Genomic DNA, 25,255 nt, shown 5'->3' on the forward strand with positions numbered 1-25,255 from the left:
CCGCTATCATGTCCGACCGCCCCGACACGCCGCTTCTGGATCAGGTCGCCTCGCCGGCCGACCTCAAACAACTGTCCGACAGCCAGCTTGTGACGCTTGCCGATGAGCTGCGCGCCGAGACGATTTCGGCCGTGTCGGAAACCGGCGGCCACCTCGGCGCCGGGCTCGGGGTCGTGGAACTGACCGTGGCATTGCATGCGGTGTTCGACGCGCCGCGCGACAAGATCATCTGGGATGTCAGTCACCAAAGCTATCCCCACAAGATCCTGACCGGGCGGCGCGACCGCATCCGCACCCTGCGCCAGAAGGACGGGCTTTCCGGTTTCACCCGGCGCAGCGAAAGCCCGTTCGATCCGTTCGGTGCGGCCCATAGCTCGACCTCGATCAGCGCAGCGCTCGGCTTTGCGGTGGCGCGCGATCTGGGTGGCGCCTGCGAGACCGGCCTTGGTGACGCCATCGCCATCATCGGCGACGGGGCGATGTCGGCGGGCATGGCCTTTGAGGCAATGAACAATGCCGGGCATCTGAAGAAACGCCTGATCGTCGTTCTCAATGACAACGAGATGTCGATCGCACCGCCCGTGGGGGCGTTCTCGTCCTACCTGTCGCGGCTCTATGCGGGCGAACCCTTCCAGGAGTTCAAGGCTGCCGCAAAGGGGGCGGTGTCGCTCCTGCCGCCACCCTTCCAGGAAGGCGCCAGGCGCGCCCGCGACATGCTGAAAGGCATGACCGTCGGCGGCACCCTCTTTGAGGAGCTGGGCTTCAGCTATGTGGGGCCGATCGACGGGCATGACATGGACCAGCTTCTGCCGGTGCTGCGCACGGTGCAGGCGCGCGCCACCGGGCCGACGCTTATTCATGTCTGCACCCGCAAGGGCAAGGGCTATGGCCCCGCCGAAACGCGCCGCGATGGTGGTCATGCCACCGGCAAGTTCGACGTGGTGACCGGCGAGCAGAAGAAGTCCCCTTCCAACGCGCCCAGCTATACAAGGGTTTTCGCCGAGGCACTGCTGGATCACGCGGCGCAGGATCCGCGTATCTGCGCGATCACCGCCGCCATGCCCGACGGCACCGGGCTCGACCTGTTCGATCAGCGCTACCCGTCGCGCTGCTTTGACGTGGGCATCGCCGAGCAACATGCCGTGACCTTCGCCGCGGGCCTCGCGGCGGGCGGGATGCGCCCCTTTTGCGCGCTTTATTCCACCTTCCTGCAGCGCGGCTATGATCAGGTTGTGCATGACGTGGCGATCCAGCGCCTGCCGGTGCGATTCGCCATCGACCGCGCCGGTCTGGTGGGCGCCGACGGGCCGACGCATGCGGGCGCCTATGACATCGCCTATCTCGCCAACCTGCCGGGCTTCACCGTCATGGCCGCCGCCGACGAGGCCGAACTGAAGCATATGGTCGCGACCGCCGCCACCCATGACAGCGGGCCGATCGCCTTTCGTTACCCGCGCGGTGAAGGCGAGGGCGTGGAGATGCCCGCGCAGGGCATGCCGCTCGAAATCGGCAAGGGCCGGATGATCCAGCGGGGCGGGCGTGTCGCGCTCTTGTCCTTCGGCACCCGGCTCGGAGAGGTGATGAAAGCCTCCGAGGCGCTGCGCGCGCGCGGCATCACCCCCAGCGTGGCCGATGCGCGTTTCGCCAAGCCCCTCGACGAGGCGCTGATCCTGGATCTCGCCGCCACGCATGAGGCGCTCATCACCATCGAGGAAGGCGCCATCGGCGGTTTCGGCAGCCATGTCGCGCAGCTCCTGGCCGAACATGGCGTCTTTGACGACGGGCTCAGGTTCCGCTCGATGGTGCTGCCCGACATCTTCATCGACCAGGCCAGCCCCGCCGACATGTATGCCACCGCCCGCCTCAACGCCGCCGATATCGAAGCCAAGGTGCTTGACACGCTCGGGATCGCCCGGATGTCCAGCCAGCGCGCCTGATGCATGCGCCGGACGCCTCCGGCGGGAGTATTTGAAGCAAGATGAAGGGTTTGGCGTGAAGGGGGTTGGGATCGGTCTTGGCGTTCTTGTGATGCTGGCCGCGGGCGCGGCGCTGTATGTGCGCTTGGCGCCCAGCGATCCGGCGCATTGGCACCAGATGCCCGATATTGTGAGCGATGGCGATTTTAGCCAGGGCGCGGCGCGCGTGGTGATGGCGGGCGAAGATGGGTTGTCGCGGTTGGACCGGATCATCCGCGACACTGCGCGCAGCGAGGTGCTGGCGGGGACGGTCGGGGAAGGGATGATCACTTATGTCAGCCGCTCGCGGATTTTCGGCTTTCCCGATTACACGACGGTGCGCCAGCGGGGTGCGCGGCTGGAGCTTTATGCGCGCCAGCGTTTCGGGCTGTCAGATCTTGGCGTTAACGCCGCGCGGCTGGATCGCTGGCTCGAGGCGCTGGCGCAGCGAGGATGACAGGCAGCCTTGCGAAATCTCGCGCCACATCGGCACGTTGAGCGACATCTGGCATTGCGCCATGAAGCTGCGCCCGCCGACATTCAGGCAGATCATCTCGCCCATCTCGACGCGGCTGCCATTGCTGTCGGTGCAATAGCAATCCACAGTCTTGCCGCCGATGGTCTGGTCGGCGAGGGCCGGGCTGGCCAGAAGGGCGAGGGCAAGAAGGCTGCGCATGCAGTCAGGATATCACAGGCTTTGGTCTTGACCAAACCCGGACAAAGGGGCAGATGCCCAAACATGGTGCCATTGGACAGATTGAACGAGATCGTGCAGCGTTCCGAGTATCTCGAGGCGCAAATGGCGGTCGGGGGCGGCGATATCGCCAGGCTCGGGCGCGAATATGCCGAATTGCGCCCGGTGGTCGAGGAAATCCGCGCCTATCAGCAGGTGCTGGCGGATATCGACGCGGCCAAGGCGATGCTGGACGATCCGGAGATGCGCGCTCTGGCGCAGGATGAACTGCGCGATCTCGAGGCACGGCTGCCGGATCTTGAAGAGCGGTTGCAACTGGCGCTTCTGCCCAAGGACGAGGCCGATGCGCGCCCAGCGATCCTTGAGATCCGGCCCGGCACGGGGGGCGAGGAGGCGGCGCTGTTCGCGGGCGATCTGTTGCGCATGTATCAGCGTTATGCCGAGGCGCGGGGCTGGACCTTCGAGATCATCGCGTTGAGCGAAACCGAGCTGGGCGGAATCAGGGAGGTGGTCGCGCGGGTGGCGGGCGATCACGTTTTCGCGCGCCTCAAATTCGAATCGGGTGTGCACCGCGTGCAGCGGGTGCCCGAGACGGAAAGCGGCGGGCGCATCCACACATCGGCGGCGACGGTGGCGGTGCTGCCCGAGGCCGAGGATGTGGATATCGAGATCGACCCCAATGACCTCAGGATCGACACGATGCGGTCATCGGGCGCGGGCGGGCAGCATGTGAACACCACGGATTCGGCCGTGCGGATCACGCATCTGCCTACGGGTCTGGTGGTGACCAGCTCTGAAAAATCCCAGCATCGCAACCGCGAGATCGCCATGCAGGTCCTGAAATCGCGGCTTTACGACATTGAGCGGCGGCGCGCGCTTGAGGCGCGTTCGGCCAGCCGTGCGGCGCAGGTGGGCAGCGGCGATCGCAGCGAGCGCATCCGCACCTATAACTTCCCGCAAGGCAGGATGAGCGATCATCGCATCAACCTGACGCTCTACAAGCTGGATCAGGTGATGCAGGGCGATCTGGACGAGGTGATCGACGCGCTGCGCGCCGACGCGCAGGCGACGCTTCTGGCGGAGATGGAGGGGTGAGCCCATCGCCGCGCGGCGTGGCGCAGGCGATGCGCGGGGCGCGGGAACGGCTGGCCGAGGCCGGGATCGACAATGCCGAATGGGAAGCACGGCGCCTGATGGCGGCGAGCCTTGGGGTGGAGCCGGGACGGATCACGTTGCATCTCCACGACAAGATGAGCCGCGACGCCGAGGCGGCGCTCGAGGCATTGGTCGGCGCACGGGCAGAGCGGCGGCCCTTGTCTCATGTTCTGGGCGGGCGAATGTTTCATGGCCGCTGGTTCATCGTGACACCGGATGTTCTGGACCCGCGAGACGACACCGAAACGTTGGTCGAGGCGGCGCTTGCGTTGCCGGCCAGCGATGTTCTGGACCTTGGGACCGGATCGGGCTGCATTCTGTTGAGTGTGCTGGCGGAGCGCCCCGGGGCGCGGGGCGTGGGCACCGACCTTTCGCACGCGGCGCTGGAGGTGGCGGGGCGCAATGCAGAGGCGCTTGGCGTCGGCGCGCGCTGCACGCTCTTGCGCTCGGACTGGTTCGACGCCGTTGAGGGGCGGTTCGATCTGATCCTGTCCAACCCGCCCTATATCGCCGCCGAAGAGATGCCGGCACTTGACCGCGAACTGCGCCACGAGCCGCGCATCGCGCTGACCGATGAGGCCGACGGGCTGAGCGCCTATCGTGTTATGGCGGCCGGGGCGGGCGCACATCTGCGCGCAGGCGGGCGGCTGATGGTGGAAACCGGCTGGAAACAGGGGCCTGCGGTGGCCGGGCTGTTGGTGGAGGCCGGATTCGCCGAGGTGGCGATTCTGCCGGATCTGGAAGGGCGCGAGCGCGTCGTCAGCGGTGTCTGGCGCGGCTGACACACTGAAAAACCGGAAAAATCGTGCAAATTGCGCGAAAATTCCGGTTTATCCTTGTCTCAACGCCCACGGCGTGTTTAGTGAGGGCCAGTCAAGCTGATCGGACGCCCCGGCGGCGCTGCGCTTGACAACAAGCCAATACATGTCGGATCCGGGTTGTTACAGGGCCGCAGAAGGCACCGAACCGGATCAAACGACACTTTGAGCACAGGGCTGAACAGCTGAAACAATGAGATCATCCAAGTCACGTTCGCGGAACAAATCCGGCCGCAACCGCTCGATGGGTAACATCGTCAACCGGGTCTTCGAAAGCTCAGGGCCCGAAGGCAAGGTGCGCGGCACGCCTCAGCAGATCATCGACAAGTACAACCAGCTGACGCGGGATGCGCAGCTGAGTAATGATCGCGTCGCCGCCGAAAATTTCCAGCAGCACGCGGAGCATTACCTGAGAATGCTGAGCAGCGCCCAGAAGGAACAGGACGCCCGCCGCGAGCAGCAGGAGCGCGAGAACCGTGAGCGCCAGGCCGAGCGTGATCGCGAGCGCGCCAAGCGCCAGGAGCGGGAATCGAACGGCGAGCCCGATCCGTCGCAATCCAATCAGCCTGATCTGATCGACAGGAGCGAAGACGAGAGCGGCCTTGTCGAGACTCCCGAGACGCAGAAATCCGACAAGCCCAAGCGGCCGCGCAAACCGCGCGCGAAGAAGCCCCCGAAGGACGAGGGCGAGTCGGGATCGGGCGGTCCTTCCGGTTCGGGATCAGCCGAGGCGGCCGAATAGGCTCAAGACGCTTTTTCACGTCATGATCACGAAGAATACGGAATGCAGGGGGCCATGGTCCCCTGTTTCACGTTCCGGGCCTCAGGTTTCGAAACTGCGCGCCAAAGCGCAGAACCGTTCGAGATCCACGGTTTCAGCCCGGTCCGTAGGGGCGATCCCTGCGGCAAGGAGGCGATCCTCGATATCGGGTGCAAGCCCCTTGAGCGCGGCGCGCAGCATCTTGCGGCGCTGGTTGAAGGCCTTGGCTACGACACGTTCGAGTATGACCGGATCGGCCGGAAAGCGCGGCGCAGGCAGGGCGGTCACATGCACCACCGCGCTTGAGACCTTGGGCGGGGGCGTGAAGGCCGTGGGCGGCAGATGCATGACGATGCGCGCATCACTGCGCCACTGCGCGAGAATCGCCAGGCGCCCATAGGCTTTCGAGCCGGGCTGCGCGACGATACGATCTGCGACCTCGCGCTGGAACATCAACGTTAGGCTTTCCCAGACCGGCGGCCAGGTCTTCGGCGTCAGCCAGCGGATCAGCAATTCGGTGCCCACATTATAGGGCAGGTTGGCGACGATCTTGATCGGCGGCGTCAGGTACTCAAGCGGATCGAGCGTCAGCGCATCGGCATTGAGCACCTCGAGCCGCCCCGGACAGGCGGCGGCGATGTCTTCGAGAGCGGGCAGGCAGCGGCTGTCCTTTTCCACGGCCAGAACCCGGCGCGCGCCTTCGGCCAGCAGTCCACGGGTCAGGCCGCCCGGGCCGGGACCGATCTCGAGCACGTCGGAACCGGTGAGGTCGCCCGCGGCGCGGGCGATCTTGGCGGTCAGGTTGAGGTCCAGAAGGAAGTTCTGCCCAAGCGATTTGCGTGCGCTGAGCCCATGACTGGCGATCACTTCGCGCAGGGGCGGCAATTCGTCGATGGTGCTCATCCGGGGTTGGCCCCGCCTGCGCCGCGGGCGCGCGCGCCGCCCATGGCATGGGCCATCTTGAGGGCCTCGATCATCGAGCCGGGGTTGGCGATGCCGCGCCCGGCGATATCCATCGCGGTGCCGTGATCGGGCGAGGTACGCACGAAAGGCAGGCCAAGGGTGACATTCACGCCGCGGTCGAAATCCAGCGTCTTGATCGGGATCAGCGCCTGGTCGTGATACATGCAGACGGCCGCGTCATAGCCTTCGCGCGCGCGGGCATGGAACATGGTGTCGGCGGACATCGGGCCGTGAAGGTCCAGGCCGTCGCTGCGCAGCCGTTCGATGACCGGCAGGATCATGTCGATTTCCTCGCGCCCCATGGACCCGCCTTCGCCGGCATGAGGGTTGAGCCCGGCCACGGCGATGCGTGGGCTGGGAAGGGCGAAATCGCGGATCAGGGCCGTATGGGTGATGCGCAAGGTATCGCAAAGGAGGTCGGCGGTCAGGATGCGGGGCACGTCGGCCAGGGGGATGTGGATGGTGGCGGGCACGACGCGCAGGGCGGGGCTGGCCAGCATCATCACCACCCGCTCCACACCCGCGAGCGCGGCGAGGTATTCGGTATGGCCCGGATAGGCGAAGCCGGCGCCGTCCTGGAGGGCCTTTTTATGGATGGGCGCGGTGCAGAGCGCGCGCGCCGCACCCGAACGCACCAGATCGACCCCGCGCGCGATCACGTCGATCACACCCTGCGCATGGGCCGGGTTGGGGGTGCCGGGGGTCATCGGCCCCTCGAAATCATGGCGCAGCAACGGCAACCCGTGGCGCGCTGCATCTGCCGCCTCGGAGAGGTCCGCGATTTCGGCCAGCGGGCTCTTTGGGGGCAGGTGGCGCGGGTCGCCCACCAGCACGAAGGGCAATTCAGCCCCGAGCACCCGCCATGCGGCAAGCGCCAGTTCGGGGCCGACCCCTGCCGGTTCGCCGCAGCTTAGTGCGACGGGACCTGTCATTCCAGTTCGACGATTCGCGCCTCGGCGCGCAGCTGCTCAAGATAGCCGTTGGCAAAGGAATCGAGGCGCCGGTTGCGAATCTGGTTCGTCAGCTCCTCGGTCGAGGGGCCGTCCTCGCCCAGCTCCTCGCTGCGCCCGCAGAGCATCAGGAACACCAGGGTGTTGCCATTGGCGCGCGTCAGCGTGGTCGAGACCTCGCCCGGATCCAGCTTGGCCAGCTCGATGGCGATGTCCTGAGGGATCTCGGCCGGTGCGCGCGAGTCGCGTTCAAGCACCTCGGGGGGCTGTCCTTTGGCGATACCATAAAGGTCGTCGCAGGTATCGGTTTCGGCCTTGACCCGTGCGGCGCGCGACAGCGCGCGGTCGCTGCGCCCGCCGTCGATGTAATATGCGGCGTATTCGATGGCGGCGTATTCGGGCTCGGCGGTGCCGGTCTCCTCGATATCGCGCATCTGAAAGAGGGCAATCGCACCGTCCAGCGGCAAGGGGTCGCTGACCTCGCCGGGCGCAAGGCTCAGGATCACCGGGCGCAATTGCGGTGGCAGGTTCGTGATCGGCATCCAGTCAAGCCGTCCGCCACGCTCGCGCGTGGCGGCCGCAGACGAGCGGCGCGCCTCGGCCGCGAAACCGGGGAGCGTGTCGATCTCGGAGATGCGCACGGCGCGTTCCTGCACGGCCTCCAGTTCTTCGGGGGGCGCCGGCATGATGATTTCGGACAACAGCACGCGCACACCGGTTTCGCCGCTGACGGCGGCACGGGCGCGCGCCAGATCGGCTTCCGAGACGGATATACGCCGGGCAAAGCGCGCGCCAACCAGTTCGCGCCACGTCAGGCCGGCCTTGACGAAGTCGCGATAGCTTTCGGCCGCGACGCCCGCGCCTTCGAGCGCGCGAATGAACTGTTCGGCGTCCATGTTGGCACGGCCGGCGAATTCCTCCAGGCCGGCCTGGATCTCTTCTTCTTCAAGCTCGATACCGCTGGCGCGGGCCGCATCGAGTTTCAGCCGCTCTTCGATCAACTGCTCGCGGGCCAGTTCGCGCGGGTTGCCGGGTGCGCGGAACAGCGTGAGCATCCTTGCGCGTTGCTGGATTTCGTAGCGCGTGATGGCCTGATCGTTGACCTTGATCACCGGGGTGAACAGGTTCTGCGAGGCCGCCGGCCCGGCAAACGGGCCGACCAGCGCGGAAGCGACCAGGGCGGGAAGAGCGATTGCTGCGAGGAAATTGCGCATTCTGATTCTCATACTGCTTTCTAGTTTCTGCATGATCGTGTGAAGCTGCTTTCGCCGGCATTGGCCGAAAAGCCCCGAAGCGAGACTGTCAAACTGATATCGGTTGTCGGGTCCCGAGTCGAGGAAGTGGTGAAACGACGCGAGGCATCGAGGGCGACTGACACGCATTCGTTGGTGTAGGTCAGGCCGATGCCGCTTGTGACCTCGAAGTCGCGGGCGACATCGTAACGCCAGTTGGCATCGGCGGTCCAGTGCCGGGCAAACCGGTAGCTGCCGCTGATCGACCACTCCGACGCGTCCTCGGCGCGATCCTCGAACGGATCGTTGCGCAGCCAGATATAGGTGGCGGACAGTTCGGTGCGATAGCTTTCCCAACTGGCGCGCGCCTCGGCCTTCGTGGCCTCGAAGTCATTGTCAAAGAGCCCGCGCCCGGTCAGGGTCAGCCCGCCCGGAGTGCGTATCTGCCCGGCCAGCAAAACATCCGAGAATTTGCCGCGCAGGCCGGAGCTGCGGGTGAAGCTGGGAAATCCGTTAGGTTCGACTTCGGGTTCGTCGCGCACGACCTGACCGAAGGCGAGCGCGGTTTCCCAGCCCTTGGGCGCAAGCCGCGTCCACTGCACCCCGTATGCCGCGTTGAAACCGCGCTCGCGCCGGTCCGGCCCCGAGTAGCGTGACACGGCAAAGAGGTTGCCTTCGTCGAATTCGATCCGCGTGTTCTCGTCATTGGGGATATTGAGATTGGATCCCCCGACCCAGGACAGCTGCGCCACAGGTTCGATCATGTGGGTAACGCCCTTGGTGGTCGTTTTCATCAGGGGCCAGCGCAGCCGCATCGCGGTCGAGGGCGTGAGCTGGGACGCCGACGACCGGCTTGTGATGCCCGCTTGCGCGATCTGGAAGCTGTCGGCGGCAAGCCCTGCGCGGAATTCTGCAAGCACGCCGGCCCCCAGCGTCCAGTTGCGCAGCCAGTCCGCGCTGACCGTCAGGCGCGTGACGTCGCGGCCATCCGCCCACGGGTCGAGGTCGGGGCCGTCGATGCTGAGATCGGATGTCCGCCGGTGGCTGTGCGCCTCGGTCGAAAAGCGCAATTCGCCACCGATGGTGCCGGGATACACGCGCCGTTCGTATTCGGCGTTACCCACCAGCGAGGGCAGGGTCGAATTGGATTCCCTGCGGCGCTGCGAACGGAAATGGGTGACGGCGCCACGGATGAACTCGTCGCGCCGGACCCGCTGTATCGCGATTTGGCTGTCGAGTCGCTCTTGCCCATAGTAGTTGTATTGGGAGAGGTAGGAATCGTCGCTAGCGACCTTGATGTCGAACGTCAGTTCGAAGTCGTTGCGCAAGTCGAACGCGCCCTCGGCAATCATGTAACCACGGATATCGTCGTCGCCCAGATCGTCATTCGAAAGAGCGCCTCGAATGCTGATGTCCCCATTCGCGAATGCCTGGCGATAGCGGAACTCGAGCGTTCGGGTTTTCGTCGTCACGAAGGGCGTCAGCGTCAGGTCACGGTGATCGCCGATCCGAATGAAGTAGGGTACCTTGACGCCAAATCCGAGCAGGCTGGAATTGGAGATCGTCGGAAACAGGAAGCCGGTGGCGCGTTCAAGCGTGGGATCGGGCAGACGAAGGCGCGGCAGGTAGAAAACCGGCACATCCAGCACCCGAAGCTGGGCGTCGTGGAAATAGAGCTGGCGCTCTTCCTCATCATGGATCGCGCGCCTGGCACGGATCTGCCAGATCGGCGGGCGTCCGTCCTCGCAGATGCGGCAGGAGGTGACGGCGGTCTTGTAAAGCTGCGAATAGCGCCCGTTGACCCGTGTCATCGTGTTGGCGGCCATCTGCACCTGGGAGGCAAGAACCACGCGTGCCCCTGTCAGCAGCCCGTTGCGCATGTCGCGGTCCAGCTCGGCTGCATCGGCGAGGACCAGGGTGGTTTCGCCTTCACGCAGGGTGATCGGGCCTTCGATGGACAGGTGCTCGGTTTTGCTGTCATAGGTGATCGACTTTGCCTGAAGGCGCCGCCCCTCGTGGATCACCTCGACATTCCCGGACGCCACCAGCTTGTCATCGGGCATCAGGCGCACATCATCTGCCACAAGGAACGCCCCGCCATCGCCCTGGCGAAGGGCGGTGGGTTCGGCCCCACCATCCTGCGCGCGCGCGCCCAAGGGCGCGAGGCCGGGCACGGCCATCAGCGCAATGGCGACAGCGAGAGGGAGCGCGAGACGGATCATCCTTCCTCCATATGCAGCAAAATTCCCAACGCCAGCAAAAAAGAGGCCACAGCCGGAGCCCAGGCGGCAAGCATGACCGGAATCTGCCCGTTATCGCCCAGGATCTGCGCGAAATTCCGGATGTAATGCAACCCGAAGCCCAGCATCACGGCGGTCAGAACCGACATTCCCGTGTTGTGAAGCCGCGCGTGGCGCATGGTGAAGGCCGCCGACATCATCACCAGCGCCACCAGAAAGAGCGGACGTGCCAGCTCCATTTGGAACCAGACCGCGTATCGGCGGGCCGAGAAGCCCGAGTGTTCCAACTGCGCGATGAAATCCGGCAATTCCCAGATGGAGATATATTCCGGCTTGCCGAAACTGTCGATGATCCGGTCCCGCGTGAGGGAGGAGGGCACGTCGTAGCTTTCAAGTACCTGAGCGTTGGCCTCGGCATTCACGCCAAGCTCCAGATCCCAGAGCTTGACATTGCTGAGATGCCAGGCGCCGTCGCCGAGGCGGGCCTTGTCGGCCATGATCCGTTGCAGCGGCGCACCCTCATGCGAGAAGGCGATGAATGTGGTGTTGAAAAGAACGCTGACATCCGAACTGGCGCGGCGCGCGTGGATGACTGTCTGGCCGTCCTCGTTGCCCTGGCGCAGCCATATGCCCTCGGGCGAGATGGCCATCACCGCCGGTCCCCAGCCAAGATAGGAATTGACCAGGTCGTTATGCCGCTTGGCCGAGGCGGCGACGATCGGGTTCAGCATGCTGACCGAGACGATCCCGATCAGCAGCGCCACGATCAGCGGCGCGATCAGTGCACGCAGGGCCGAGCGCCCGGCCGCGCGCACCACCACCAGTTCCGAGGAACGCGACATGCGCAGGAACAGCGCGACGCTTGCCAGGATGATGACCAGTGGCAGGATTTCGTAATTGGCTTCGGGTATCTTCAGCAGGCCGATCTCGACCACATCGCCGAAGGACAGCGCCGAGAAGACCCGCAGATCGTCGATCAGCTCGATCAGCGCCAAGAGGACCACGAAAATCATGACGATGGCAAGGAATGTCCAGAGGAAGCGGCGTGCAAGATAGAGGTGCAGTATCATGCAGGACCCTCCGCAGCCCGCGCGCGGCGCAGCCATGGTCGTGCGAGAAAACCCGGATAAGACGAGATAACAAGCAGCAGGGCCGTCATCAGCGCGCCCGCCAGCGCCGGAAGATACATCAGCGGCCAGGCCATCGCGTTGAGCAGCACGATCCCCGAAACGCTGCTCTCGATCAGCTTGAGCAAAACCAGCAAGCCGAATGCAAGCAAGACCTGCCACCAGACGCCGAACCGGCTGTAATTCCCCAGAAGCAGCGTCGCGAAGCCGACCGTTGCCGCGAAAACGCACATAAGCGCATTGCTGAAACGGCCGTTCAACTCATAGAGGGTCATGGGCAGCGTGGCGCCGGTCCGCTCTGCCACACCGGCCGGGTCGCGCATCAACTCGGGCGTGCCGACATAGGTCACGCTTTCGACGCCCGCTGCATCACTTGTGACCAGATTGCTGATATCATAGGAAAAATCGTTGAAATGCGTGTTGAAAAGGCGGTTTCCGTCTGTCTGGACGTTCTGGGCCAGCCCGTCGACCATCAACAGACGGGTGCCGCCCTTGCCGTCTGGCACGAGATAGGCGCGATTGGAGCTGTAGGTCACCGGCGTTTCGCTGTTTCGCCGATCCGAGAGGAAAACGTTGCGCAGCATGCCCTCGGGCGTGATCTCGCGGATGTAGAACGTGATCCCCGGCGCGGGATGCAGGAATTCACCCTCGGTCAGCAGCTTGGCGGTGATGTTATCGCTGATCTCGGCCTGGCGCTCGCGCAGTTGGTTGAGGCTTTGAGGAATCAGCAGATGCGTCAGGACCGACATCATCAGCGCCACGATGATCCCGAAGAACAGCACCGGGCGCGCCAGGCGCCAGGGCGAATAGCCGGTCGCCTGCATGACGGTGAGTTCGCTTTCGGTGCTGAGACGGTTGGTGACATAGACAGTTGCCGCGAATGCGGCGATCGGCAAAACAACGCCGATGACCCCCGGCAGGGTGAGTGCCGTGAACTCGATAAACACCCAGGCGGGCTGGCCATCACCGATCAGCCGGTCGAACATGCGCACGGCCTTGTTGATCCAGAAGATCGACACCAGAACCAGCGCAAAAAAACCGAACAGAACCATGAATTGCGACAGCATGTATCTGTCGAATCTGGTCACGCTTTCCCCCCAAGGCAGCACTTTTGAGGCAACTTATCGGAATTGATGGCGGGGGAAAACTGCTAACTGGTCATCCGGGTATCTGCGCGCTAGGACTCAGGCAGGTCGCGCCCGGCGCGGACAGGATGACAGACGAGGAGCAGGATGATGACCACACCCGTTGCGGTGAATTTCGAGGAGACCGATATCGAGCGCATCGGCGGGTCGGCGGGCCGCGTGGCGGTCATCGTCACGCCTGACGGCAAGCTGGACAGCGGCGCGCGCCGGGTGAACCGGCTGTGCAAGGGGGCGCTCAAGCGCCTTGTCGAAAGCGATTCCTGGGGAAAGGTCGCGCAGGGCGAGCTGCGCACGCTGGCATGGCCTGCGGGCATGGAGGCCGAGGCGATCGACGTGCTGTGCCTTGAGCGCAATGCAAGTACCGAAACCGCCCGCAGGGGCGGCGTGGCGCTGGCAAAGGCCGCGGCGGCGGGCGGCGGGGCGATTCTGGTGCTTGCCGGGTCGCTCAGGCGGCCTGCCGAACTAGCGCTCGGCCTTGCTCTGCGCAGCTATCGCTTTGGCGCGCACAAGCGGCCGGACGACCCAAAGGAACAACGCGACGACATCACCGTCACGATGATGGTGTCCAAGCCCGCCGAGGCGCAGGAAGCCTTCGCGCCCAAGGCGGCGATTGCCGAGGGCGTTTTCTTTACCCGTGATCTCATCTCGGAGCCGGCCAATCACCTGACCACCACTGAATTCGCCGACCGGATCAGCGCGATGGAGAATCTCGGTCTCAAGATCACCATCCTTGAAGAGTCCGACATGTCGGAACTGGGGATGGGCGCGCTCCTGTCGGTGGGCCATGGCAGCGCCAGCCCCTCAAAACTGGCCGTGATGGAATGGAAGGGCGGCGCCAAGGGGCAGGCCCCGCTGGCGCTGGTGGGCAAGGGGGTGGTGTTCGACACCGGCGGCATCAGCCTCAAGCCCGCGGCGGGCATGGAGGACATGACCATGGACATGGGCGGCGCGGGCGTGGTGTGCGGCACGATGCGCGCGCTGGCTTTGCGCAAGGCGCGCGCCAATGTGGTCGGGCTGGTCGGGCTGGTCGAGAATATGCCCTCGGATCGCGCCACGCGGCCGGGTGACGTGGTGACCTCGATGAAGGGCGACACGATCGAGGTGATCAATACCGATGCCGAGGGGCGGATGGTGCTGGCGGATGTGCTCTGGTACGCGCAGGAGCGGTTCAACCCGGCGGGGATCGTCGATCTGGCCACGCTGACGGGCGCGATGATCATCGCGCTCGGGAACGAGAAGGCGGGCGTCTTTTCCAATGACGACGCGCTTTGCGATGCGTTCCTCAAGGCGGCCGAGACCGAGGGCGAGGGCGCCTGGCGGATGCCGCTGGCAAAGGCCTATGACGACCTGCTGAAATCCGACATCGCCGACATGAAGAATGTCGGCGGGCGTGCGGCCGGGTCGATCACGGCGGCGCAGTTCCTGAAACGTTTCGTGCGTGACGAGGTGCCCTGGATCCACCTCGACATCGCCGGGGTGACACTGCTGAAAACGGATGCCCCCCATGCACCCAAGGGGGCGTCGGGTTGGGGCGTGATGGCGCTGGACCGGCTGGTGGCGGACATGTTCGAGCAAGGCTGAGCGGATGGGCGCGGCCTTTTTCTACCACCTGACGCGCCGCCCGCTGGAGGCAACGCTGCCCATGTTGCTGACAAAGGCGCAGCAGGTTGGCTGGCGCGTGGCGGTGCGCGGCCGGGATGACGCGCGGATGGAGTGGCTCGATGAGAAGCTGTGGCTTGTCCCTGAGGACGGGTTCCTGGCGCATGGTCTTGCCGGGCGCGCGCATGAGGCCGAGCAGCCGGTGCTTCTGACCACGCAAAGGGCCATGCCCAATGGTGCGGTCTGCCTGATGGCGGTGGACGGCGCCGAGGTGGCGCCGGAGGAGGTGCAGGCGCTGGAGCGGGTCTGCATCCTGTTCGACGGCAATGACACCGCCGCGCTGGATGCGGCACGCGGCCAGTGGAAGGCCCTGACCGGGGCGGGCTGCAAGGCGCAGTACTGGTCCGAGGATTCGGGTCGCTGGGAGATGCGCGCCGAAGCCTGAGCGCCCGCGTTTTCGCGCGCCATGCGAGGGGCCAGCCCCTCGCGCTCCCCGGGATATTTTCAAACAGAAGAAGGGGCAGGGGCGATCAGCGGGTGAGCACCAGCTTGCCCCCGCCGATTTCGACGCTGGAATAGCGTTGCAGGTATTCCATCCCCAGCAGGGATTGCGACATGCTGCCTTCGTTCACGACGGCGCGCATATCGTGATCTTCGATCGGGCCGACGCTGAGGCGGTCAAGGCGCACCGGGGCCGTGCGCACCGTACCGTTGGCGGTATTGGCGCGCCCGAGATAGGCGAGCCCGTCGGTATCGATCCCGGCGGCGCGTGCATCGGCAAGCGTCAGGACGATCTGGCTCGCGCCGGTATCGACGACGAAGCGGATCGGGGTGCCGTTCACTTCGGCCGTCAGGTAGTAATGGCCATCCGGTGCGCGCGGCAGTTCGATCCGCTGATCCTGCGCCAGCACGGTCTGGCTGGGGCGCACGGTCTGGCGGATGTCGCCCCAGAGGCCGACAGCGGCGATGACCCCGACGAAGATCAGCCCCCAGACCAGCGCCTGTTGGGTGAGCTTGCCCATCGAGGCGCGGTTCTGGGCGAAGAACCACATCAGCACCGCGCCGCCCAGCAGCACGAGATAGATCAGGCGGGCATATTCGGTATTTTCCATGCCGATCATATAGGCGCGCGGCGCGCGATTGGAAAGATCACGCCGCCAGTCCGAAGCCGCGCAGCCCGTCGAGAACGAACTGCACCGCCAGCGCCGCCAGCAGCATCCCCAGAAGCCGCGTCACCACGTTGATACCGACCCGCCCCAGCGCGCGTTCCAGAAGACCGGCGAAGAGGAAGAGTACCAGCACCATCGCGACCACCGAGAGCATGACGCCGGTCACCAGCGCCAGCCCTTCGATGCCCGGGCTCTGGCCCGCCAGGAGGATCACCGAGGTGACCGAGCCCGGCCCCGCGATCAGCGGAATTGCCAGCGGGAAGATAGAGGGGTCGTCGTTGTCGTCTTCTTCCTCGGCCTCGTCGGCCTGGGATTTGCGCCGCTTGCTGCGCCGCTCGAAGAGCATGTCGAGCGCGGTGAGGAACAGCAGGATGCCGCCCGCGATGCGGAAGGCGGGCATGGAGATGCCGACAAAGCCCAGCACCGCCTCGCCGAAGGCGGCGAAGGCGATCAGAATGAGGGCCGCCGTGATGCAGGCGCGCAGCGCGATGCTGCGGCGGCGCGCACTGTCCATCCCCTGCGTCAGCGCCACGAAAAGCGGCGTCATGCCGATCGGGTCGATGATCACGAAAAGCGTGACGAAGGCGGTGATGAGAAAGGCGCTGTCCATGGCGGGTCCGGGTTGGGATATTTCAAGGCTTAGGCGGCGGATGGCCCGCGCGCAAGGGCGCGCGCCTCAGCCGCCGGCCTTTTCGAGCCGCTCGAGCGCCGTCATCCAGAGGCTTTCGGCGCGTGCGAGCCCGTCGATCACTTCGGCGTATTTCTTCTGCCATTCGCCTGCGCCGATCGCGTCGTTGTAGATCGAAGGGTCGGCGAGCTTGGCGGCGATGCGGTCACGCATCCCGCTGAGCTTCTCGACGCGTTCCTCGCATTTGCGCAGGTCGGCGCGCAGGGCGAGGATGGCATCGCGCGATTGGCGTGGGGCTTTGGCGGGGGTGGGCTTGGCCGCCGGTTTGGGCGCGGATTTCGAGGGGCTTTCGCCCTGGAGCAGCATCTTGCGGTAACTCTCCAGATCGCCGTCATAGGGCGCGACATGCCCGTCCTTGACCAGCCAGAGCCGGTCGGCCACGAGGCTGAGAAGGTGCATGTCGTGGCTGACAAGGATCACCGCGCCGGTATAGGCGGTCAGCGCCTCGACAAGGGCCTCGCGGGATTCGATGTCGAGATGGTTGGTCGGCTCGTCAAGGATCAGCATATGCGGCGCGTCGAGCGTGGCGAGCATCAGCGACAGGCGCGCCTTTTGACCACCCGAGAGACGGCCGACGGTGGTTTCGGCCTGTTCGGCGCCGATACCGAAGCCGCCAAGGCGCGCGCGCAGCTTGCCGGGGGCTTCGCCGGGGCGCAGGCGGCGGATATGATCGATCGGCGTTTCATCGACATGCAGCTCGTCGACCTGGTGCTGTGCGAAATAGCCGGTGCGCAGCTTGGACGCGGTGTGGATGCGCCCTTCCATCGGATCAAGCCGGGCCGACAAGAGCTTGGATAGGGTGGATTTTCCTTCGCCATTGCGCCCCAGAAGGGCGATCCTGTCATCCTGGTCGATGCGCAATTCAAGATCGCGCAGCACCACCTTGTCGTCATAGCCCACCGATACCCCTTCAAGGCGCAGGATCGGTGGCGAGAGAGCCTCGGGCTCGGGAAAGGTGAAGCGGCGCAGCGCGGCTTCCTGGGGCTGGGTGATGGGCTGCATCCGCGCCAGCGCCTTGATGCGGGCCTGGGCCTGCTTGGCCTTGTCGGCCTTGTAGCGGAAGCGATCCACATAGGATTGCAGATGAGCGCGGCGGGCCTCCTGTTTCTTGGCTTCGGACTGGGCGGCGGCAAGGCGGGCGGCGCGGGTTTCGGCAAAGCGGTCATAGCCGCCCTGATAAAGCGTCAGCTTGCGGTCCTCGAGATGCAGGATCGCGCCGACCGCACGGTTCAGCAGCCCCCGGTCGTGACTGATCACCAGCACGGTGTGGGGATAGCGCGCAAGATATGTTTCAAGCCAGAGCGCGCCTTCGAGGTCGAGATAGTTCGTCGGCTCGTCGAGCAGCAAGAGGTCCGGCGCGGAGAACAGCACGGCCGCAAGGGCGACGCGCATCCGCCAGCCGCCGGAAAAGGCGCTGCAGGGCTGGGCCTGCTCGGCATCGGTAAAGCCCAGGCCCTTGAGAATGCTGGCGGCGCGGGCCTCGGCGGACCAGGCGTCGATATCGGCGAGGCGGGTCTGGATCTCGGCGATGCGGTCGCCGTCGCCGGAGGTTTCGGACTCGGCCATGAGGGCCGCGCGCTCGGTATCGGCGGCCAGGACCGTGTCGATCAGCGAGACCTCGTTGCCGGGCACTTCCTGGGCGACGCCGCCGATGCGGGCGCGCGAGGGCAGGCTGATTTCGCCACCTTCCAGCGCCAGTTCGCCCCGGATCAGGCGGAACAGAGTGGTCTTGCCGGTGCCATTGCGACCGACAATGCCGACCTTGTGGCCATCGGGGATGTTGGCGGTGGCATGTTCGATCAGCGGACGGCCCGCGACCGCATATGATATATCTTCAAGACGCAGCATGGCCGGGGTGTGCCGCATTCGCGGGCAGGCGTCAATCGCAGCTTTTCAAAGCTCTGACCCCATGCTATCGGAGCCGCGATATTGAGGGCGCGGGCAGGGGGCTTGCGCCGGATTCAAAGGAAAGAGGCTGACATGGCTGTGGAACGCACGCTGAGCATTATCAAACCCGACGCGACCAAGCGTAACCTGACCGGCAAGATCAACGCCAAGTTCGAGGATGCGGGCCTGCGCATCGTCGCGCAAAAGCGCATCAAGCTGACCAAGGAGCAGGCCGGCGTCTTCTACGAAGTCCACAAGGAACGTCCGTTCTATGACGAATTGTGCGCGTTCATGGCGTCTGAGCCGGTTGTGGTGCAGGTGCTGGAAGGCGAAGGCGCGATCGCGAAGAACCGCGAAGTGATGGGCGCGACCAATCCGGCCGATGCGGCGCCGGGGACGGTGCGGGCTGAATTCGCGGAATCGGTCGGCGAAAACTCGGTTCACGGATCGGACGCGCCCGAGACGGCGGCTGCCGAGATCGCCTATTTCTTCTCGGGTCTCGAGCTGGTCGGCTGATCGAAACCAGCCGGGCAAGCGGAAAACGTAAGGGCCGCGCCTGACGTCAGGTGCGGTCTTTTTTGTTTCTGATCAACGCATTAGATGCTGGCAAAGTCGTTGAAAACCCGCGACGGAACGGTCTGCGCCTCTGGTCTGGGGGCGCTGGAGATGGGTTGGGGTTTGGCCGTGCCTGTGGGGGTTTTGGGCGAAGGGGGGGGTGCTGTATGCCATTTGTCTGCTCCGATTTTATCAGGCAGACCAGCCGGGTGGCGCCCGGCTGGCGCCTTTTGTTATCCGTTCAGGATCAAGTTGAAATGTGGCGCGAATGTGGCGCGCCGGCGGGTTGATTTCGCGCTATGGCGATTATGCCACGAAGCGGAAATTAACGCCTTTTTTTCAATGCCTTGTGTTGCCGTTGCAATGCGTGCAGCAGGGGCGTGAAAGGCGAAATGAGAGGGTCTGACAGGCACGGGCGGTGATCTGCGCAATGATGACTGGCAATGCTCTTAGACGCGGATAGCGCCGCTTTGCCGCTCATTTGAGACACCCCGCAAGAAAGCCTGTCGCAATCGGATAATTCGGTACGATTTGCACATTCTTACCCCCGGTTTCGTACCAGAACCGGGCCTTGCGCGCCAGGGTTTGTACAAACCCCGCAAAACGGCCGGCAGACTTGCATTCCGGGCCGGGATTTTCCATCGTGATCACTCGCCAGCGGGGCGGCGATTTCAGGAGACGGGATGGAGAATTCGAAACTCAGGCAAGACCCCCACAAGGTCCGGGAAGCGCGGGAGAAGAACCTGGAAACCGCGATCGGGCGCGAGGTGCGCGAGCTGCGCCGCGCGCGCAACATGACCGTGGCGGACCTGGCAGAGGTCACGGGGCTTTCGGTGGGGATGCTTTCGAAGATCGAGAACGGCGTGACCTCGCCTTCGCTGACGACGCTTCAGGCGCTGTCGGCGGCGCTGAGCGTGCCGGTCACCGCCTTTTTCCGCCGCTTCGAGGAGCGGCGCGAGGCGGTGCATGTGAAGGCGGGCGAGGCGCTGGAGATCGAGCGCGCGGGCACGCGGGCAGGACATCAATACAACCTGCTGGGACATCTGGGCGCCAATAACTCGGGTGTGGTCGTCGAGCCCTACCTGATCACGCTGAGCGAGGAATCGGATATTTTCCCGACGTTTCAGCATGACGGGGTCGAACTGCTGTATATCCTGGAGGGTGAGGTTGGCTATCGCCACGGCGATCAGAGCTTTCACCTGCGTCCCGGCGACAGCCTGTTTTTCGATGCCGACGCGCCGCATGGGCCGGATGAGTTGATCCGGCTGCCGATCCGGTATCTTTCGGTGATCTCATACCCGCAGCGCGGAAGCTGAGACGGGGCGGCCCCGCGAGGGGGCCGCGCCCGTCTGTGGGTCGTTGCGGTCTTGGGGGTTGACGCAACGACCTTGACCCGCCGGACCGGCCGCCCGAACCAGAGGCTTGGTCCGGGCGGCAGATGAAGGCGGAGGGTGCCGCCGGCGGGAATGGGGATCAGGTGGCGGTGGGATCGACCACGCGCAGATAGGGCATGAGCTGTGACGAGCGTGCCTTGAACTGGCGGATGACATCGGCTTCGGTGCGATTGTCGGAGATGATCGCCACATCGCCCCAATACCAATCGGCCGGGGTCGCCGCGCCGGTCTGAGCGCGCAGTTGCAGCGCGCGCGTCACGCGCAGCAATTCGTCGATATTGCGCCCCACGAACAGCGGATATTCAGAGATCATCTGCACACGCATCGCCGGATCGAGGATGAAGCTTTTGCGGATGGGCCAATCCTGCGATTCCTTGTGATGGAGCATGCCGAAATTCCTGCTGAGCGTCAGGTCGGGGTCATATGCGCCGGGATATTCGAGCGAGACATCGAAAAATTCCTCGATCTCCTCGTGCCACTTCTCCTGCTCTTCGAGCGTGGATCCGGTCAGGGCAAGATGCTTGATCCCGTTGTCGTCCCAGGCCTGCTGATAGGCGGCGATGGACGCCAGTTCCGTGGTGCAGACCGGGGTGAAGGCCGCCGGGTGGCTGAAGAGGTGAACCCAGTTGCCGGGCGCCCAATCCCAGAAACGAATCTCGCCATGTGTCGAGTTGACAGTGAAGTCGGGAAAGATGTCGCCGATCTGTGGCAGCCATTTCACGGTCCGTTGGCAAGCGGCGGGGATATTCACGACCTTTTCATCGGCGCTTTTCTGGTTAAGGAACTGAAATGCCATTTCGTGCCTCGCTTTCTGAGTGGTTCCCTACCGCTAGGCGGGAAAAGGGGCAGGGTGTTGGCGGGTTTGTTCAAAAACTTGCAAATCAGATTGAACTTTGTTCCAATAGGATGTGTCTAAAGAGTTTATCGGGAACAAAGCGGCCACAGGCCCGCAGGTTCGATAACCGTGACCGACCTTCTTAATCAGTGATTTTCCGACCGGTAGCGTAGGCGTGATGCCCGCATTGCGGGCAGGTCCGCCATTGCCGTTTTATCCGCGAGCCTGGGGGAACAGCGGTGGAACATGAATCCACCAATGCTGAGGGAGGACCCTGCCGATGACCATTGCACTGGTTCTGGAGTCCGAAGAAAACCTGAGACGGCAGATCGTCGATGGACTGTCGGACGAGGGCTATTCCTCGCTGGCATGTGAGACCATAGACGCCTTTTCGCGTATTGTCGCGCAGCGCAATATCGACGTGTTCCTGATCGACGCGCGATTGCCCGACGGAGATGGTGTGGAACTGGTCAGGGAACTGCGCAGCGAATCGGATTCGGGAATCATCCTGATGGCCTGCAAGAGCGAGGAGGTGGATGTCGTGCTGGGGCTGGAAATGGGCGCAGATGATTACGTGGTCAAACCGTTTCGCATGCGCGAATTGCGCGCGCGGGTGAATGCGGTGATGCGCCGGACGCGGGGTTACAGCCGCTTGCGCAGCGAGATCACGCCGGTGGATCACGTCGCCTGCCATGTCACCCACGGTTTGCGGATCTATGGCGGGTCGCGCAACGTAAAGCGCGAAAACGGTGAGTTGATCGACCTGACGACACTGGAATTCGATGTGTTGGCGGTTCTGTCATCCTTGCCCAACCACGTCTTTTCGCGCGGGCAGATCATGCAAAAGGTGCGCGGGCCGGACTGGGCGGCCAATGACCGGGCGATCGACGGCCTGATCAGCCGCCTGCGCCAGAAACTGTTTCCCGATGGCAGCGGCCTGCGCAGGCTCAAGACCGCGCGCGGCGTTGGCTATATGCTGACGGCGGACGAATGACGTCGCCGGGGCGGGTCTGCTGAAATTTTGAGCGGTTTTTCGCATCGCAGTGTTTCCTCGCAGGAATATTACATTCTTTATATTGAAATCGCCACGACTCGGCGCTAGTTTTTCCGTGACAGGATCATGGAGGCGTCGATGTGCGGAATCGTCGGACTGTTTTTGAAGGACAAGGCGCTGGAGCCGCGCCTGGGTGAGCTGCTGACGGATATGCTGATCACCATGTCGGATCGCGGCCCCGACAGCGCGGGGATCGCCGTTTATCCCGGTGCCCATCCGGGGTTCGCCAAGCTGACGGTGCAGGCCGACGATCCGGCCCGGTTCGAGGGGCTGGAAGCGTCCATGTCGGATGCGCTTGGCGCGGATGTGACGTTGCGGGTCAAGGATACCCATGCGGTGATCGAGCTGCCCGCCGACAAGGTGGCCGAGGCGCGCGACGCGCTGAAAACGCTTTGCCCCGAGGCACGGGTGATGAGCGCCGGAGAGGCGATCGAAATATACAAGGAAGTGGGTCTGCCCGGCGATGTGGCCAGGCGCTTTGACATTCCGCATCTGACCGGCAGCCACGGCATTGGCCACACCCGCATGGCGACCGAATCCGCCGTCACGACATTGGGCGCGCATCCCTTTTCGACGGGGATGGATCAGTGCCTTGTGCATAACGGCTCGCTCAGCAATCACAATTCGCTGCGCCGCAAGCTGGCGCGCGAGGGCGTAACGGTGGAGACCGAGAACGACACCGAGGTCGCCGCCGCCTATCTGACCTGGAAGATGCAGGAGGGGCACAGCCTGGGCGAGGCGCTGGAATCGGGGCTGGAGGATCTGGACGGGTTCTACACCTTCGTTGTCGGCACCAAGGACGGGTTCGGCGTGGTGCGCGACCCGATCGCCTGCAAGCCCGCCGTGATGGCCGAAACCGATCAATATGTCGCCTTCGGCAGCGAATACCGCGCGCTGGTCAACCTGCCGGGGATCGAGGATGCCCGCGTCTGGGAGCCCGAACCCGCAACCGTCTATTTCTGGAAGCACTGACATGCAGACATTCGATCTGGAAGCCAACGGCCTGCGCGCCCTGAACGAGACCCTTCAGGCGCAGACCCCGCAGACCAACGAGACCGCCTGGGAGGTGGTCAATCCGCGCGGCAGCCACGCGATCGCGGTGGGGCTCGATGCGCCGCTCGATGTGACGGTGCGGGGCTCGACGGGCTATTACTGCGCCGGGATGAACCAGCAGGCCACGGTGCGCATCAAGGGCAGCGCCGGGCCGGGTGTGGCCGAGAACATGATGAGCGGCACGGTGGTCGTGGATGGCGATGCCAGCCAGTATGCCGGGGCGACCGGGCATGGCGGGCTCTTGGTGATCAAGGGCAATGCCAGCTCGCGCTGCGGGATCTCGATGAAGGGGATCGATATCGTGGTGGCGGGCAATGTGGGGCACATGTCGGCCTTCATGGCGCAGAAGGGCAACCTGGTGGTCTGCGGGGATGCGGGTGACGCGCTGGGGGATTCGATCTACGAGGCGCGGCTGTTCGTGCGCGGCGAGGTAAAGAGCCTGGGCGCGGATTGCGAGGAAAAGGAGATGCGCCCCGAGCATCTGGAAACCCTGCGCGATCTGCTGGAGCGGGCGGAAATCGACGCGCGCCCGGAAGAGTTCAGGCGCTATGGTTCGGCGCGCAAGCTCTATAATTTCGACATCGACAACGCCTATTGAGGAAACCAGACATGGCCCAGGACGACAAACACGCGCCGCGCACCATGCCGCTTCAGTCGGCGACCTTCTCGCCCGAGGTGAATGCCGAGATCCGCCGCGCGGCAGCGACCGGCATCTACGATATCCGGGGTGGCGGCGCCAAGCGGCGGGTGCCGCATTTCGATGATCTGCTGTTCCTGGGCGCCTCGATGAGCCGCTATCCGCTGGAGGGCTATCGCGAACGTTGCGACACCAATGTCGTGCTGGGCACGCGCCATGCCAAGAAGCCGGTCGAGCTGGACATCCCGATCACCATCGCGGGCATGAGTTTCGGCGCGCTGAGCGCGCAGGCCAAGGAGGCCCTGGGCCGTGGCGCCAGCGCGGCGGGCACATCGACCACCACAGGCGACGGGGGCATGACCCCCGAGGAGCGTGGCCAGTCAAAGACGCTGGTCTATCAGTACCTTCCCTCGCGCTATGGCATGAACCCGGTGGACCTGCGCAAGGCCGATGCGATCGAGGTCGTCGTGGGGCAGGGCGCCAAGCCCGGCGGCGGGGGCATGTTGCTGGGGCAGAAAATCTCGGACCGGGTGGCCGAGATGCGCGATCTGCCCAAGGGGATCGACCAGCGCAGCGCCTGCCGCCATCCCGACTGGACCGGACCGGACGATCTGGAGATCAAGATCCTGGAGCTGCGCGAGATCACCAACTGGGAAAAGCCGATCTACGTCAAGGTCGGCGGCGCGCGGCCCTATTTCGATACCACGCTGGCGGTCAAGGCGGGGGCGGATGTGGTCGTTCTGGACGGAATGCAGGGCGGCACGGCGGCGACGCAGGACGTGTTCATCGAACATGTGGGCCAGCCGACGCTGGCCTGTATCCACGACGCCGTGCGCGCGCTGCAGGATCAGAACATGCACCGCGAGGTGCAGCTGATCGTCTCGGGCGGCATCCGCACCGGCGCGGATGTGGCCAAGGCGCTGGCGCTTGGCGCGGACGCGGTCAGCATCGGCACGGCGGCGATGGTGGCGATGGGCGACAACGACCCGCGTTTCGAGGAGGAATACCGCAAGCTCGGCACCACCGCGGGCGCCTATGACGACTGGCACGAGGGGCGCGATCCCGCCGGGATCAGCACCCAGGACCCGGAGCTTTCCGCGCGCCTTGACCCCGTCGAGGCGGGGCGGCGCCTGCGCAACTACCTCAAGGTGATGACGCTCGAGGCGCAGACGCTGGCGCGGGCCTGTGGCAAGAACCATGTGCAGCATCTGGAACCCGAGGATCTGGTCGCGCTGACGCTCGAGGCCGCGGCGATGGCGCAGGTGCCGCTGGCGGGCACGAGCTGGTGGCCGGGCAAGCCGGGAACGGGCTTCTGACCGGCGCATGAATGAATGAAAAAAGGGGG

The 25,255-nt window shown here is 64.7% G+C and carries 24 protein-coding genes; 13 read left to right on the forward strand and 11 right to left on the reverse strand.

Features of this window, described 5'->3' with window-relative positions:
* The first annotated feature begins 8 nt into the window (after positions 1-8).
* Positions 9-1,937 (forward strand): 1-deoxy-D-xylulose-5-phosphate synthase, encoded by a 1,929-nt coding sequence (dxs, locus tag N5A93_RS02310; protein WP_268953431.1) that lies wholly within the window; start codon positions 9-11, stop codon positions 1,935-1,937.
* A 55-nt stretch (positions 1,938-1,992) separates the two neighbouring features.
* The gene (locus tag N5A93_RS02315) at positions 1,993-2,412 is read left to right on the forward strand and encodes a DUF1499 domain-containing protein (RefSeq protein ID WP_328404470.1); all 420 of its coding nucleotides are present in this window, start codon (positions 1,993-1,995) and stop codon (positions 2,410-2,412) included.
* Here N5A93_RS02315 and N5A93_RS02320 read toward each other — a convergent pair.
* Entirely contained in the window at positions 2,347-2,631 is a 285-nt protein-coding gene (locus N5A93_RS02320) for a hypothetical protein (protein ID WP_268953432.1), read from the reverse strand. The two genes, N5A93_RS02315 and N5A93_RS02320, sit on opposite strands and share 66 nt — an antisense overlap.
* Before the next feature lie 63 nt (positions 2,632-2,694).
* Between N5A93_RS02320 and prfA the strand changes: the two genes are divergently transcribed.
* The 3 genes from prfA (at position 2,695) to N5A93_RS02335 (ending at position 5,364) form a co-directional block, all read left to right on the forward strand.
* Positions 2,695-3,744 carry a peptide chain release factor 1 gene (gene prfA, locus N5A93_RS02325; protein ID WP_268953433.1) on the forward strand — a complete coding sequence of 350 codons (1,050 nt, stop codon included), beginning with the start codon at positions 2,695-2,697 and terminating at the stop codon, positions 3,742-3,744.
* A gap of 29 nt (positions 3,745-3,773) precedes the next feature.
* The gene (gene prmC / locus N5A93_RS02330) at positions 3,774-4,586 is read left to right on the forward strand and encodes a peptide chain release factor N(5)-glutamine methyltransferase (RefSeq protein ID WP_268953505.1); all 813 of its coding nucleotides are present in this window, start codon (positions 3,774-3,776) and stop codon (positions 4,584-4,586) included.
* Positions 4,587-4,815: 229 nt separating this feature from the next.
* Positions 4,816-5,364 carry a DUF4167 domain-containing protein gene (locus N5A93_RS02335; RefSeq protein WP_268953434.1) on the forward strand — a complete coding sequence of 183 codons (549 nt, stop codon included), beginning with the start codon at positions 4,816-4,818 and terminating at the stop codon, positions 5,362-5,364.
* A gap of 81 nt (positions 5,365-5,445) precedes the next feature.
* Here the strand turns inward: N5A93_RS02335 and rsmA are convergent, their stop codons facing one another.
* The 6 genes from rsmA to lptF are packed head-to-tail and all read right to left on the reverse strand — an operon-like array spanning position 5,446 to position 12,961.
* Positions 5,446-6,285: a 16S rRNA (adenine(1518)-N(6)/adenine(1519)-N(6))-dimethyltransferase RsmA gene (gene rsmA / locus N5A93_RS02340; protein WP_268953435.1), complete on the reverse strand. Its 840-nt coding sequence runs from the start codon at positions 6,283-6,285 to the stop codon at positions 5,446-5,448.
* On the reverse strand, positions 6,282-7,277 hold the full coding sequence (gene pdxA, locus N5A93_RS02345; protein ID WP_268953436.1) for a 4-hydroxythreonine-4-phosphate dehydrogenase PdxA: 996 nt from the start codon (positions 7,275-7,277) through the stop codon (positions 6,282-6,284). Before pdxA ends, rsmA begins: the two co-directional genes overlap by 4 nt.
* Entirely contained in the window at positions 7,274-8,521 is a 1,248-nt protein-coding gene (locus N5A93_RS02350; RefSeq protein ID WP_268953437.1) for a peptidylprolyl isomerase, read from the reverse strand. Before N5A93_RS02350 ends, pdxA begins: the two co-directional genes overlap by 4 nt.
* A gap of 8 nt (positions 8,522-8,529) precedes the next feature.
* Positions 8,530-10,749: an LPS-assembly protein LptD gene (locus N5A93_RS02355; protein ID WP_268953438.1), complete on the reverse strand. Its 2,220-nt coding sequence runs from the start codon at positions 10,747-10,749 to the stop codon at positions 8,530-8,532.
* The gene (lptG, locus tag N5A93_RS02360) at positions 10,746-11,837 is read right to left on the reverse strand and encodes an LPS export ABC transporter permease LptG (RefSeq protein WP_268953439.1); all 1,092 of its coding nucleotides are present in this window, start codon (positions 11,835-11,837) and stop codon (positions 10,746-10,748) included. Before lptG ends, N5A93_RS02355 begins: the two co-directional genes overlap by 4 nt.
* A complete protein-coding gene (gene lptF, locus N5A93_RS02365; RefSeq protein WP_268953506.1) occupies positions 11,834-12,961 on the reverse strand; it encodes an LPS export ABC transporter permease LptF in 1,128 nt (375 codons plus the stop codon). Before lptF ends, lptG begins: the two co-directional genes overlap by 4 nt.
* Before the next feature lie 168 nt (positions 12,962-13,129).
* Between lptF and N5A93_RS02370 the strand changes: the two genes are divergently transcribed.
* Together N5A93_RS02370 and N5A93_RS02375 are read left to right on the forward strand one after the other, a co-directional pair.
* The gene (locus N5A93_RS02370; RefSeq protein ID WP_268953440.1) at positions 13,130-14,620 is read left to right on the forward strand and encodes a leucyl aminopeptidase; all 1,491 of its coding nucleotides are present in this window, start codon (positions 13,130-13,132) and stop codon (positions 14,618-14,620) included.
* Between the two features lie 4 nt (positions 14,621-14,624).
* Positions 14,625-15,083, forward strand: a complete 459-nt coding sequence (locus tag N5A93_RS02375; RefSeq protein ID WP_268953441.1) for a DNA polymerase III subunit chi — start codon at positions 14,625-14,627, stop codon at positions 15,081-15,083.
* Positions 15,084-15,168: 85 nt separating this feature from the next.
* On the opposite strand, the gene N5A93_RS02380 is transcribed toward N5A93_RS02375, so the two are convergent.
* From N5A93_RS02380 to N5A93_RS02390, 3 genes are all read right to left on the reverse strand, one after another.
* Entirely contained in the window at positions 15,169-15,750 is a 582-nt protein-coding gene (locus N5A93_RS02380) for a retropepsin-like aspartic protease family protein (RefSeq protein WP_268953442.1), read from the reverse strand.
* A gap of 37 nt (positions 15,751-15,787) precedes the next feature.
* Positions 15,788-16,417, reverse strand: a complete 630-nt coding sequence (locus tag N5A93_RS02385; protein ID WP_268953443.1) for a MarC family protein — start codon at positions 16,415-16,417, stop codon at positions 15,788-15,790.
* A gap of 66 nt (positions 16,418-16,483) precedes the next feature.
* A complete protein-coding gene (locus tag N5A93_RS02390) occupies positions 16,484-18,343 on the reverse strand; it encodes an ABC-F family ATP-binding cassette domain-containing protein (RefSeq protein WP_268953444.1) in 1,860 nt (619 codons plus the stop codon).
* 132 nt (positions 18,344-18,475) lie between these two features.
* Between N5A93_RS02390 and ndk the strand changes: the two genes are divergently transcribed.
* Entirely contained in the window at positions 18,476-18,898 is a 423-nt protein-coding gene (gene ndk, locus N5A93_RS02395; protein ID WP_085816588.1) for a nucleoside-diphosphate kinase, read from the forward strand.
* A gap of 722 nt (positions 18,899-19,620) precedes the next feature.
* Positions 19,621-20,253, forward strand: coding sequence for a helix-turn-helix domain-containing protein (locus tag N5A93_RS02400; RefSeq protein WP_268953445.1), 633 nt, complete (start codon positions 19,621-19,623; stop codon positions 20,251-20,253).
* Between the two features lie 157 nt (positions 20,254-20,410).
* Here the strand turns inward: N5A93_RS02400 and N5A93_RS02405 are convergent, their stop codons facing one another.
* Positions 20,411-21,127, reverse strand: coding sequence for a redoxin domain-containing protein (locus N5A93_RS02405; RefSeq protein WP_268953446.1), 717 nt, complete (start codon positions 21,125-21,127; stop codon positions 20,411-20,413).
* A 319-nt stretch (positions 21,128-21,446) separates the two neighbouring features.
* Between N5A93_RS02405 and N5A93_RS02410 the strand changes: the two genes are divergently transcribed.
* The 4 genes from N5A93_RS02410 (at position 21,447) to N5A93_RS02425 (ending at position 25,226) form a co-directional block, all read left to right on the forward strand.
* Entirely contained in the window at positions 21,447-22,160 is a 714-nt protein-coding gene (locus N5A93_RS02410) for a response regulator transcription factor (protein ID WP_268953447.1), read from the forward strand.
* A gap of 138 nt (positions 22,161-22,298) precedes the next feature.
* Positions 22,299-23,192, forward strand: coding sequence for a class II glutamine amidotransferase (locus N5A93_RS02415; protein WP_268953448.1), 894 nt, complete (start codon positions 22,299-22,301; stop codon positions 23,190-23,192).
* Between the two features lies 1 nt (position 23,193).
* A complete protein-coding gene (locus N5A93_RS02420) occupies positions 23,194-23,871 on the forward strand; it encodes a GXGXG domain-containing protein (RefSeq protein WP_268953449.1) in 678 nt (225 codons plus the stop codon).
* A gap of 11 nt (positions 23,872-23,882) precedes the next feature.
* Positions 23,883-25,226: an FMN-binding glutamate synthase family protein gene (locus tag N5A93_RS02425; protein WP_268953450.1), complete on the forward strand. Its 1,344-nt coding sequence runs from the start codon at positions 23,883-23,885 to the stop codon at positions 25,224-25,226.
* Positions 25,227-25,255 lie beyond the last annotated feature (29 nt).

It is taken from the genome of Roseovarius salincola, assembly GCF_026891095.1.
Classification (GTDB): Bacteria; Pseudomonadota; Alphaproteobacteria; order Rhodobacterales; family Rhodobacteraceae; genus Roseovarius; species Roseovarius salincola.

Bases quoted from the DNA above. Each gene is read 5' to 3' on its own strand.
- N5A93_RS02400 (WP_268953445.1), top strand. From the start codon at position 19,621: ATGGAGAATTCGAAACTCAGGCAAGACCCCCACAAGGTCCGGGAAGCG.
- N5A93_RS02375 (WP_268953441.1), top strand. From the start codon at position 14,625: ATGGGCGCGGCCTTTTTCTACCACCTGACGCGCCGCCCGCTGGAGGCA.
- prmC (WP_268953505.1), top strand. From the start codon at position 3,774: ATGCGCGGGGCGCGGGAACGGCTGGCCGAGGCCGGGATCGACAATGCC.
- N5A93_RS02425 (WP_268953450.1), top strand. From the start codon at position 23,883: ATGGCCCAGGACGACAAACACGCGCCGCGCACCATGCCGCTTCAGTCG.
- N5A93_RS02335 (WP_268953434.1), top strand. From the start codon at position 4,816: ATGAGATCATCCAAGTCACGTTCGCGGAACAAATCCGGCCGCAACCGC.
- N5A93_RS02350 (WP_268953437.1), bottom strand. From the start codon at position 8,521: ATGAGAATCAGAATGCGCAATTTCCTCGCAGCAATCGCTCTTCCCGCC.
- lptG (WP_268953439.1), bottom strand. From the start codon at position 11,837: ATGATACTGCACCTCTATCTTGCACGCCGCTTCCTCTGGACATTCCTT.
- N5A93_RS02390 (WP_268953444.1), bottom strand. From the start codon at position 18,343: ATGCTGCGTCTTGAAGATATATCATATGCGGTCGCGGGCCGTCCGCTG.
- ndk (WP_085816588.1), top strand. From the start codon at position 18,476: ATGGCTGTGGAACGCACGCTGAGCATTATCAAACCCGACGCGACCAAG.
- prfA (WP_268953433.1), top strand. From the start codon at position 2,695: ATGGTGCCATTGGACAGATTGAACGAGATCGTGCAGCGTTCCGAGTAT.
- N5A93_RS02420 (WP_268953449.1), top strand. From the start codon at position 23,194: ATGCAGACATTCGATCTGGAAGCCAACGGCCTGCGCGCCCTGAACGAG.
- pdxA (WP_268953436.1), bottom strand. From the start codon at position 7,277: ATGACAGGTCCCGTCGCACTAAGCTGCGGCGAACCGGCAGGGGTCGGC.
- N5A93_RS02380 (WP_268953442.1), bottom strand. From the start codon at position 15,750: ATGGAAAATACCGAATATGCCCGCCTGATCTATCTCGTGCTGCTGGGC.
- N5A93_RS02355 (WP_268953438.1), bottom strand. From the start codon at position 10,749: ATGATCCGTCTCGCGCTCCCTCTCGCTGTCGCCATTGCGCTGATGGCC.
- dxs (WP_268953431.1), top strand. From the start codon at position 9: ATGTCCGACCGCCCCGACACGCCGCTTCTGGATCAGGTCGCCTCGCCG.
- N5A93_RS02405 (WP_268953446.1), bottom strand. From the start codon at position 21,127: ATGGCATTTCAGTTCCTTAACCAGAAAAGCGCCGATGAAAAGGTCGTG.
- rsmA (WP_268953435.1), bottom strand. From the start codon at position 6,285: ATGAGCACCATCGACGAATTGCCGCCCCTGCGCGAAGTGATCGCCAGT.
- N5A93_RS02385 (WP_268953443.1), bottom strand. From the start codon at position 16,417: ATGGACAGCGCCTTTCTCATCACCGCCTTCGTCACGCTTTTCGTGATC.
- N5A93_RS02415 (WP_268953448.1), top strand. From the start codon at position 22,299: ATGTGCGGAATCGTCGGACTGTTTTTGAAGGACAAGGCGCTGGAGCCG.
- N5A93_RS02370 (WP_268953440.1), top strand. From the start codon at position 13,130: ATGACCACACCCGTTGCGGTGAATTTCGAGGAGACCGATATCGAGCGC.
- N5A93_RS02320 (WP_268953432.1), bottom strand. From the start codon at position 2,631: ATGCGCAGCCTTCTTGCCCTCGCCCTTCTGGCCAGCCCGGCCCTCGCC.
- lptF (WP_268953506.1), bottom strand. From the start codon at position 12,961: ATGCTGTCGCAATTCATGGTTCTGTTCGGTTTTTTTGCGCTGGTTCTG.
- N5A93_RS02410 (WP_268953447.1), top strand. From the start codon at position 21,447: ATGACCATTGCACTGGTTCTGGAGTCCGAAGAAAACCTGAGACGGCAG.